The 9,863-nt window shown below is 63.1% G+C and carries 8 protein-coding genes, 1 rRNA gene and 2 pseudogenes; 7 read left to right on the top strand and 4 right to left on the bottom strand.

The window, feature by feature from the left end; genetic code table 11:
* The first annotated feature begins 59 nt into the window (after nucleotides 1-59).
* The 3 genes from rrf to NI1_RS35515 all read left to right on the top strand — a co-directional run bounded on the left by rrf (nucleotide 60) and on the right by NI1_RS35515 (nucleotide 629).
* Nucleotides 60-176, top strand: a 5S ribosomal RNA gene (gene rrf / locus NI1_RS35520).
* An 84-nt stretch (nucleotides 177-260) separates the two neighbouring features.
* Nucleotides 261-428, top strand: coding sequence for an LmeA family phospholipid-binding protein (locus tag NI1_RS38355; RefSeq protein ID WP_169815688.1), 168 nt, complete (start codon nucleotides 261-263; stop codon nucleotides 426-428).
* Between the two features lie 15 nt (nucleotides 429-443).
* Complete coding sequence (locus NI1_RS35515; protein WP_067830365.1) at nucleotides 444-629, top strand: hypothetical protein; 186 nt, start codon at nucleotides 444-446, stop codon at nucleotides 627-629.
* Between the two features lie 402 nt (nucleotides 630-1,031).
* Here the strand turns inward: NI1_RS35515 and NI1_RS35510 are convergent, their stop codons facing one another.
* A complete protein-coding gene (locus NI1_RS35510) occupies nucleotides 1,032-1,691 on the bottom strand; it encodes a hypothetical protein (RefSeq protein ID WP_067830363.1) in 660 nt (219 codons plus the stop codon).
* A gap of 500 nt (nucleotides 1,692-2,191) precedes the next feature.
* Between NI1_RS35510 and NI1_RS40210 the strand changes: the two are divergent.
* Nucleotides 2,192-2,317 (top strand): annotated as a pseudogene (locus NI1_RS40210) (hypothetical protein); the annotation flags it as partial.
* Nucleotides 2,318-2,348: 31 nt separating this feature from the next.
* Nucleotides 2,349-2,819, top strand: a complete 471-nt coding sequence (locus NI1_RS35505; RefSeq protein ID WP_067830361.1) for a type I restriction enzyme endonuclease domain-containing protein — start codon at nucleotides 2,349-2,351, stop codon at nucleotides 2,817-2,819.
* A gap of 57 nt (nucleotides 2,820-2,876) precedes the next feature.
* On the opposite strand, the gene NI1_RS35500 is transcribed toward NI1_RS35505, so the two are convergent.
* Nucleotides 2,877-3,791, bottom strand: a complete 915-nt coding sequence (locus NI1_RS35500) for a GIY-YIG nuclease family protein (protein ID WP_245663568.1) — start codon at nucleotides 3,789-3,791, stop codon at nucleotides 2,877-2,879.
* Between the two features lie 193 nt (nucleotides 3,792-3,984).
* The gene (locus tag NI1_RS39715) at nucleotides 3,985-4,797 is read right to left on the bottom strand and encodes a hypothetical protein (protein WP_245663574.1); all 813 of its coding nucleotides are present in this window, start codon (nucleotides 4,795-4,797) and stop codon (nucleotides 3,985-3,987) included.
* Between NI1_RS39715 and NI1_RS35495 the strand changes: the two genes are divergently transcribed.
* Entirely contained in the window at nucleotides 4,690-6,036 is a 1,347-nt protein-coding gene (locus NI1_RS35495; RefSeq protein ID WP_245663573.1) for a UvrD-helicase domain-containing protein, read from the top strand. The two genes, NI1_RS39715 and NI1_RS35495, sit on opposite strands and share 108 nt — an antisense overlap.
* Nucleotides 6,037-6,040: 4 nt before the next feature.
* Complete coding sequence (locus NI1_RS35490) at nucleotides 6,041-9,034, top strand: AAA domain-containing protein (protein WP_084524213.1); 2,994 nt, start codon at nucleotides 6,041-6,043, stop codon at nucleotides 9,032-9,034.
* Between the two features lie 71 nt (nucleotides 9,035-9,105).
* Here NI1_RS35490 and NI1_RS39710 read toward each other — a convergent pair.
* Nucleotides 9,106-9,861: pseudogene (locus tag NI1_RS39710) on the bottom strand (DDE-type integrase/transposase/recombinase); the annotation flags it as partial.
* Nucleotides 9,862-9,863 lie beyond the last annotated feature (2 nt).

Here is a 9,863-nt window from a genome sequence, read left to right as displayed (position 1 = left end):
AAAGCTGGAAGAGGTTTACCTCCAACAGATTTGGCTCTCTGTGTCTAGTTTCATAGAGTTACGGCGGCTATAGCGGTGGGGAAACGCCCGGTCCCATTCCGAACCCGGAAGCTAAGGCCACCTGCGCCGATGGTACTGCACTCGACAGGGTGTGGGAGAGTAGGACACCGCCGGAACATCATTCGCGAAACCCCCTGACCTCGGTCAGGGGGTTTCTGCGTTTCTCAGGCAAATTCGATTCGCCCTGCCATCATATTGAGGTGCGAACGCTCCTAGTGATCCTGCTTGTCTTCACCGGCCTCGCTGTTGCCGCCGATTTCGGCGCCGCGGCCAATGCCGAGCGGGCCGCAGCCGAGTCCATGCGCAACACCGCCAATCTCGGCTCTGACCCCTCGGTAGACATCAAGGGCTTCCCCGTCCTCCTCTAGGCAGCCCGAGGTAAAGTGGACCGCCTCGAAGCAACCGCCCGCTTCAACGCCCTCCGCCCCATGGTCCTGCTCGACGTAGCGGGCTTGCTCCCATTCGGCGTGGTACCCACGGGAATCCACATGGAGGGCACGACGGTGGTGGTAACCGGCAGCGGCACCGATGTGCTCGTCGATATCGACTCCCTGAAGGGCAAATCCTGACACCCGCACCCATCCCAGCTGCGTATACCTGGGCATGAGTGTTGACCCCACCCCAACCGGCGACGCACGGCGCATGACCGAGGCCTTCGGCACGAACACATCGCAATCATCGCTGCCTTCGATTCCCCCGGCGAATCACCTCCGCGAATCGACGATGGTCGCCCGCACTCCGTGATTGCCTCGTTCTAGGGGATGCGAAATCATCGTCACGGCGGCGGTTGGACGCTCGTCGTTATCTGGTCGATCTCTGTTTTAGGGGCGTCTAAGGGAATCGCGTTGGTGTGCAACTGCTTCAGCGTGCCAAGAAGATCTTCTGCGGCTGATCGAGGTCCGCGGTGGTGATCTGCTTGTTGCGCAGGATCCTCTGGACGGCCAACTCGTCCCCAGGCGCGGGTGCTGACCTTAACCGGTGAACTTGCCGTGCCACTCGGACATCATGTCGAGCGCTTCTCCCGCGATCCCGAGACCGCCTCCGCCGTCCCCGTCATAGACCTCACAGACGGTGGCTTGCCAAGTCGAGTGCGCCATTTCAGCCTTCTCGCCCACCGTCCGGAGTTCGTCCAATTCGGTGACGATCGTGAGTACGTCGCCCCATTCGGCCGCTTTGCAAATGGTCTCCCAGGCTTCGGCCGCGTAGTCGAAGAGTTCGCGTATGTGGTTACCGCAGTCCGTCAGATGTTCTCGCAACTGCTCGCGGTAGTCGACGTAGGCATCTTGCGTGACGGGCGTCGATGCGACAGGGGCCGCGGGCGCGTTCGGGACGCGGCTGGGTCGCCGTTCAGGGTCGGGGATTCTGGTGGAGCCGAGCACCGAAGCGAGTTGCGCTCGTTCAATGAGTTGGTGCGTCTCGATTCCGTCGATCAGACAGGCCAATTCGGTGACCAGACGGCTGATCTCTATGTCATTGCGATCGCAGATGGCGTCATCGATCTCGAACGCGCGTTCGCTGATTTCTCTCCGGAGCGACCCGAGCAACATCGTGTCGATGTCCTCGGCTCGTGCCCACAACTCTTCGTGCGCGGCATCATCGGGGTGTGACGTGGTGTTCAACGGTTTTCCCATCTCGATAGTCGATCATTTGCAGCTCATCGGGTCGGCGGCGCGGCTTGGTTTGCCCCACACCGGGCAAGCGCTGGCACGGGTCGCCCTGTCGCCGTCAGGTACGCCGCGATGTCGTCCGCTAGCCAGTTGGCGCGGGGGCGATCCCGATCTCCTCGGCTGGGGCTCTATTGCTCGGCCGAGACCGCGCCGTGTGGGCGGTTCGGCTGCCCGGTTCGCGAACTCGTCGAGTTCTGGTGGCGTGCTGGATATTTCGGAGCGACACCCGGCGATCGTATCGAATCCACTGTCCGTATCGTCGATGGCTTACCTGTGTGGCAGTTGCAGGCTCCAGCCGGGATTTCGGCGGTGATCCGGTAGTTGACGGCGGTCGCCTGCCGATGTCGATCGGGCCTACCCCGTGGCGGCCGGGTCGAGGTTCGAAGGCGCCCGCGGCGTTATTGCGGATGTGACCCGCTGTCTTCTTCGCCTCGCCGATCTTGGCGAGCTGAGCGAGTGCTTCGTTGATCTTGTCCTCGGCGGTCGCGATCCGGCGCGCGAAGCCCTCGTTGACCGACTTGACCCCCGAGTTCGAAGCCAAGGCCCAGCACGCCGAGAACCCACACTTGGCGATCGAGGCGTTGCGGGCTTTGCTGACCCAGGAGATCGCCTATTGCACTCGTGGCAACCTTGGTGCGCAGCACGGATTTCTCCGTGCGCATCCGCGAGCTGATGAACCGATACAACAACCAGCACCTCACATCCGCGCAAGTGATCTCCGCAATGATCGCGATGGCGAGGGGAGCCGTTGCAGAACGTGAGCGCGGCAAGAACTTCACCCCGGCGCTAGACGCAGACGAACTCGCTTTCTATGACGCCGTGCACGAGAACGATTCGGCGGTATTGGAAATGGGTGACGACATCCTCGGGCAAATTGCCCGCGATCTGGTCCGCGTGATGCGCAACGACACGAGGATCGACTGGGCAGTCCGTGATGATGTGCGAGCCAAACTCCGCTCCACCATCAAACACCTGCTCATCAAATACAGGTACCCGCCGGACAGACAGCCCGGTGCGATCCGTCAGGTTCTCGGCCAGATGGAGGAGTTGGCGCCGAAATTCGCGGAAGAGCGACGCACAGGAGCCGCATGAAACTGACGCTATGCGAGTGAAACCGGGCCGGGTGTCGGGTGCCGAGCATTCGTCACCTCAGACCAGTTGTTCGTCATCCTCGGGCGTGGCGACCCCACGACTCTGCCAGCCGCCGAAGGTTCGTCCGTCCTGCGTTCGCCATTCGATGCGTCCGTTCGCCGGACGACCGGCGACGATCGCCGCCGCGGCGGATGGCGATGCGAACGGGTAGTCCCGGGTGAACACGACCGTTTGCCGGCCGTCCGCCGACGCGAGTACGCCCTCCCGCTCCAGTTCCTCCCGCAACCGGCGGTAGGAATCACCGGCGCCGATCCATGCGCTGCGCACCTGCGAACCCGCGCGGACGACGAACTCGCCGTCGATCTCCTGCGCGGTCGCTGAGATGCCATGCTTCTTGACAGTCATCTCGAAGACGGGCGAGACCGCCGCGTTTTCCGTCTCGGCGACTCCAGGAATTGCGGAAACCGTTGTCGCGGAGACGGATCGGAGGAGATTCACGCCGAGGACGGGCAGCACGATCCGCACTTCGGCGATGAAGTTCTCCATGTCCGAGACGTCCGCCTCGGGCAATTGCGGTGTCGGCGGTGCCGTGTTGTTGGTCAACCTGGCGCGTCCAGCCCGCAGGGCGAGAGCTATGAGCCGCGATTCCAGATATCGCGCGTGCGCCTTGGTGAGGTTGGTGTCCTTGCTGGTGACTATGACGACGCGATCCCAGAAGTCTTTGCCGTTCTTCGATTCCGGGGCTGCGTGGCGGCGCAGCCGGGTGCCGACTTCATCGCCCTCACCGATGTACGCGAGCGCTCCGTCGCCGTCGGGATCGTCCCCGAGCAAGACATAGATCCCGGTCCGGCCGGCTTCCTCGCGCGCCAGTAACGCAGCCAGTTCCGAGCGGGGAGCCGCGACCACGTGTCCGGTCCAGTTGCCGATCTCGGCCGTCAACAAACTGCCCGGAGTGCCTTCGGTCAGGAACATGCGAACGGTCTTCCCAGTGCTCATACGCGATGAGTTTAAGTGCGGCTGATCGGCGAGGCGTCAAGGTTGGCAACAAGATCGACGGATTGAGTTGCTCGACGATGGAACAGTGAATTCGCAATCGGGACTGGTTTCAGCCTTCGACGGGAACTGGAAATTTGCAGGTAACAAACCGACCGAACGGAACTTGTGACTAGCAAGGGAATTGCGTCACGCTGTGGAAGCGCCGCTCGATCGGGCGGCCGTCGTCGCAAGGGATGGGGGTCGCGCGGTGGCACGCACAACAAGTCATGACCGGGAGATTCGCCGGGTTCGTGCGGTGGAAACGCTCGACGCGGTGGGTCCGATGCCGGGTCGGCAGCGGAACGTGCTGTCGGGGCTTCTCGCGGAAGGCAGGCGGGGGTGGCATCTGCTCGTTCGGAATGAGCCCGCGCAGGGAAAGGCGTTCGCGGATGCGTTTCTGATCGGTCCGGGTGGGGTGTTCGGTCTCGTATTCACCGACGAGTCCGCGAACGGAGTTGTACTGCAGCGGCTTCGGGAGCACGTCGGGCGTCTGTTCGCCGATCTGCCGCTCGGAAACAATCGCAATGTGTTCGTGCCCGAAACGGTCGAGATCGTCCTGGTCGTCGCGCCGCACAGCGGAGTATCCGGTGACGGCCGCTTTCAGGTGGTGACCGAACTCGACTTTCGTTCGTTGTTCGAGGGCGGGACTCGATTGGACCGTGGGGTCGCGACTCGGATCGCGGATGCGGTATCGCGGCGAGCCCGGGATTTCACTTTGCTGACCTTGGGCACCGGCTCCGGTCAGGCGCCCACTCCGGACGCCGGGCTGCTCGAGACGACGGATCTGATCGCGAGTGAGCGTGAACGAGCGCTGAGCAAACCGTTCCCCACGTGGATGACATTCCTGGATCCTGATCAGCAGGCGCTCGTGGCGAAGAACTACAACGGTCCAGCTCGAATCGCGGGACCGGCGGGTACCGGGAAGACGGTTGTCGCCTTGCATCGCATGGCTTATCGCGCCCGCCGCACCACCGGCAAGCTGCTTTTCACCACCTTCGTCCGGAATTTGCCCCCGTGTCAGGAGCGCGCCTTCGCGCAGCTGGCGCCGGGGATGGAGCATCGCGCGGAGTTCAAGAACTTGCATGCCTGGGCGGGGGAGTTGCTGGCCCGCCGGGACCGTCCCGCGAGAATGGAACTCAAACGCGCCGATAATGCCTTCAATCTCGCGTGGTCGCGGGTGGGCTGTCGCGGTCCGCTGGCGGAGATCGAATCCGATAATCGCTACTGGCGCGAGGAGATCGACCGATTGATCAAGGGCCGCGGTATCACCCGATTCGAGGAGTACGCGGAACTCCGGCGCCGGGGTCGCAACGGCACTTTGCGTCGGCCGGCGCGAGAAGCGGTGTGGGAGCTCTACTCTCAGTACGAGGACCTCCGTAGGAAGGCCCGATTTTTGGACTCCAACGACCTCATCAATGCCGCACTCGCCGAGATCGAGTCGGAGGCGCTCGACGAGCACTACGACATGGTTGTCGTCGACGAGGTGCAGGACATGTCGGTGGTCGGTCTCCGCCTCGCACACGCCATCGTCGGTAACTCGCCGAATGCGTTGCTCATGGTCGGCGATGGTCAACAACGGGTTTACGCCGGGGGCTGGACGTTGTCAGACGCGGGCATTCCGATCGTCGGTCGTGGCGAAGTGCTCAAAGCCAACTACCGCAACTGCGAAGCGATTCTCTCCCTAGCCGCTTCCTTGGAGGGTAAGACGGCGATCGAGGACCTCGATGGCGACACCGGTATCGCGCTGAGCGGATCCGAAGTCGTGCTGCCCGGCGGGACCGCCGAAACATGGAGCGGCAGTGACGAAGATGTCGAGGAGCAGATTCGCCTTCAGCTCGAAAAGACTGCACAGCTGGGTATCGCGCTGTCCGAGACCGCGCTCATCACCCGCACGAACTCCGAAGCCGACCGATTCTGTGCGGTGCTGCGCCGATTGAATGTCGAGTTCCAGCATCTCGAGGATTACACCGGCGGCGACGAAGAGATGATCAAGGTGGGAACGGTCCATCGGGCCAAGGGACTGGACTTTCGGGCGGTGCTGCACCCGTACTTCTCGAAGCTCGTGCCCGACGCGGAACTCACCGACGCGGCGCGTGATCGGGCGGATCTGGCGATCAACCAGCGTTTTGTCGCGATCACCCGTGGGCGGGAATACGTTTGGCTGGGAATTGTGGAGGAATAGCCCGATGTCAGACGAAATCCCTTATCCGATACCTGAACTCATTCGCGCGCTGCGGGCAGAGGTCGCCGCCGAATTGCAGGGCGACGGCGGGCGAGCCGTCATGGTGACGCTGCGCCGGGGCAAGCGTAGCGGTGGCAGCGACGAGCGGCCCGAGTACGTGTTCGAGACGAAGACCGAACAGAATCCGCTCAATGGGACCCAAGTCCTGGTGCGAACCGAGACGAAGAAGCAATGGGTTCGAGGAGAGGCGGTTTGGGAAGCGGTCGGCAGGGTTCGGCTGACGACCGAAGCCGAGCTGGGTTCGGGGGCGTCCACGGTGACGATCCGGGATGATGAAACGCTCAGGCTCGAGCAATTGATCGAGAGGCTTCAGCTCGCCGGTAAGGACGGCCGCGGCCGGGTCGATCTCGACAAAGCCGGTTGGATGGTCGGTGGCGGCAATCCGGCTATCGGTCGTGAGGGCCGACCGGACATGCTGGTGGCCGGCTATCGGGCGTTGCCGTTGAACAGTTTTCAGCGGCAGGCTGTCGAGCAGGCACTGGGAAGTGAGGTGACCTTCGTATGGGGACCGCCGGGTACCGGAAAGACCGAGGTGGTCAGCCGGATCGTCGAAGGCTGCTACCGGCAGGGGCACACCGTGCTCTTCCTCGCACCCACCAATATCGCGGTGGATCAGGCCGTAGAGCGGCTGTGCGAGTTGCTTTCCCGCGAGTCCGGGTTCGAAACCGGCCTGCTGCAACGTGCGGGACGAGTGACCGTGCCGTCACTGAACGCGAAATTCGGTGAGTTCATCGTTTCCGATCGGATCGTCGGCCGACTATCGGGAGAGCTGAGCGCACGTCAGTCGGAGGTCGCGACCCAACTCGAGCGCGCACGCCAGGACCTCGAGATTCACGAACGAACGCTGGCGCTCACCGAGCAGTTCGAAAGCCTCCGGAAGGTTATCGAAACAACGCCCGCGGCCAAACGAGAAGTGGCGGCGAAGCACGCCGAATGTGTTGAGGACATCGGGAAACTGAGAGGTAGTCGAGACAAGCTCGGCATTCCCAGCGGAATGCGCGCACAGTGGACCCAGCACAAGCTCGACGAGCTGAACCGCAAGATCGCACGGCAGGAAGCGGCCGCAGCGGAATGGTCCACTCGCGTCACCGCTCTCAGCCGCGAGTTCCGCACCGCGTGCGCCCAATTCGAGGAGGTCGGTCCACGACTTCAGCGATGCCAACGTCTTCGGCAGGGACTGCCGTCGCACGACGAAGTTCGTGCAGCGGTGGAAGGTCTCGGGAATGAGCATCGGCAGCTCGGCGAACAGTTGTCGAAAATCGAGGACCTGGTGCGGGCCGGATGCCGGGTATTGGGCACAACCGTCGCGAAAGCCGTGCAATCGCGTCGACTGCTTGATGAGATCGATGTGGTCGTGATCGACGAAGCCGGGATGGTCGATCTGCCGTCGGCTTGGTATCTCGCCGGTCTCGCTCGGAAACGGGTGGTGGTCGCGGGCGATTTCCGGCAATTGCCCGCTGTGACACAAGGATCTGGCAATCAGAGCGCTTCACCGGATGACCGAGCCCACTCCGCGCAATGGATGGACCGCGATGTCTTTCACGCCGCGGGTTTGGTCGACGCGGGCGGGTCGGTTCTGCGCGACCGAAGGCTGGTGCGTCTCGTCGAGCAGTACCGCATGCGCCCGGCCATCTGCGCGGTCGTCAATGAAGTCGCCTACCGCGACGCGCCGCTGACCACCGGTCGTGGCGACACCAGCGCGCTGTCGGGTTCCCTGCTATTGGAGAGCCCGCTGATCTTGGTCGACACCAGCGAGAAACGTAAAGCCCTGGGGGACAGATTCGTTCGCGGCGGCCATCGGACCAACGCCGTGCACGAGGCGGTCATCCATGAATTGGTGCGTGGGCTGCAAGCGGATGGCGTGCTGCCCGCCTATCAAGGACGAAGCGAGGGATCCCCGACCGAACGGCTCGCGGTCATTGCACCTTATCGCGATCAGGTCAAGGTCCTACAGGACAGCATCTCGCACAGATTCGGTGTCCACTTCGATGGGCTCGTCGACACCGTCCACCGCTTCCAAGGCAGCCAACGCCCGGTCGTCATCATCGACACAGTGGCCGGCGCATCGGATATCGCAGGCTACTTCTACGCGGGCATTGGTCCGTCCTCGACCACCTGCCGGTTGTTGAACGTGGCACTGAGCCGGGCGCAAGACCACCTGATGGTCGTCGCCGACGTGGAATTTCTCGAGCGCACGCTACCCGCGGGCAGTGAAACGGTTCGCATGCTCCACCACCTTCGAGCACACGCACAAGTGCTGCCGGTCGGTGATCTAGTACCCGTTCGGATGGCGTCCGAGCTGGCCGGACTACCCGATCGCGAACTGGTCAGGCCCGCATTCTTCCCGAAGGACGAAGTACGCCGCGCAGTCGAATGGGATATCGAGCGCGCCGCCCACAGCATCGAAATCTATTGCGCTTTCCTGGATCCCGCTCCCGTCGACTTCTGGCTGGAGCGATTCCGCAAGAAGCTCGTATCAGGCGTCAAGGTCGTCATCCACACGCGCGATCAGAAGAGCGGCTCGAAAGGCGAGTCGGCGCTGGGTCGCTTGCGGCGTGCGGGCTGCGACGTCGATACCCGCCCGCACATGCACGAGAAGGTCCTGATCGTCGACAACGAAGTGCTCTGGCACGGATCACTGAACCTATTGGCCGGCAGCGGACCGACAGACCTGATGATGCGCATCACCAGCCGCGCGTCCTGCGACCGAGTGCGAAAGATCATGGCACGAGCCAGATCTGAGCGATCGAGTCAGCAGGCCCCGGTCGCTGTGGACTCCACGAGCCAAGCTGTCGCTAAGTCAGCGGCTCCGACCTTAGGATCGCGCCCCAACAAGTACGACTCCACTTGCGTGGTTTGCGGAAAATCGGTCCTTGCCGGCAACGGCGAACTCGGCAGAGAGAACGACAAATGGATCGTCAAATGTCGCTCACATTGACAAGTCCGTAACACCGCTCGGAATTTTTCTGACGGGACCCCGTGATTCGGCCCGCCGGGTGTGTGAGCCGGTTATCGGTGGATGCAGGTTGCAGCGTATCCGGCTGGTGTCTTGTACCTCAGGCCGGAATGTCTTCGGGGGTGGTTGTATTCGGCCACCACCGCGTCCGCCAGCTCGGGGCCGTTGTCGCAGCGCAGAACCGCCGGATAACCTCGGTCGAAGGCGAGGCGGTCGAGTTCGTCGATGAGCCGGCCGGCGGTGATCGACCGCTCGACCAGCCCCGCCAAGGCATTCGCGGGTGTGCGCGTCGACGATCGACGCGATCTTGACCGGGCGGCCGTCCTCGATGGCGTCGAACTGGAAATCCGCCGCCCACACCCGATTCAGCGCGTTCGCCGTCGTCTTGCTGGCCGTGGAGGTGCCGAGGCGTTTGCAGCGTCGCCGTGTCGACACCCATAATCCTTCGTCGAGCCAGAGCCGTTGGATCTTCTTGTGGTTGACCGTCCAGCCCTCGCGCGGCCTCGTGGTATACGAGGCGGAACCCCTGCCAGGGATGATTGCGCGCCCAGCTTCGCGGCAAATCACGCAACGCTGAATCGGGATCGGCGGTCGTCTGCGAGATGGGACGGTGGCGTTGGGTGCTTCGGTGCTGCCCGGTGACCCGGCAGGCGAACCGCTCGCTCACCTTGAGCACGCGCATTAGATGCGCCACGGCAGCCCGCCGACGTTCCGGGGCTAGAAGTTCCCTTGGCGGTCTCCTTCAACGCTGCCTTCTCCAGCTCCGCCTCGGCGAGAAGGCTTTTCAGGGTGAAGTTTTCGCGTTCGAGGC

Source organism: Nocardia inohanensis NBRC 100128 (assembly GCF_001612945.1).
Lineage (GTDB): Bacteria > Actinomycetota > Actinomycetes > Mycobacteriales > Mycobacteriaceae > Nocardia > Nocardia inohanensis.
Note: the sequence above shows the minus strand (reverse complement) of the source record. Positions and strands in the feature narration are given on the sequence as shown.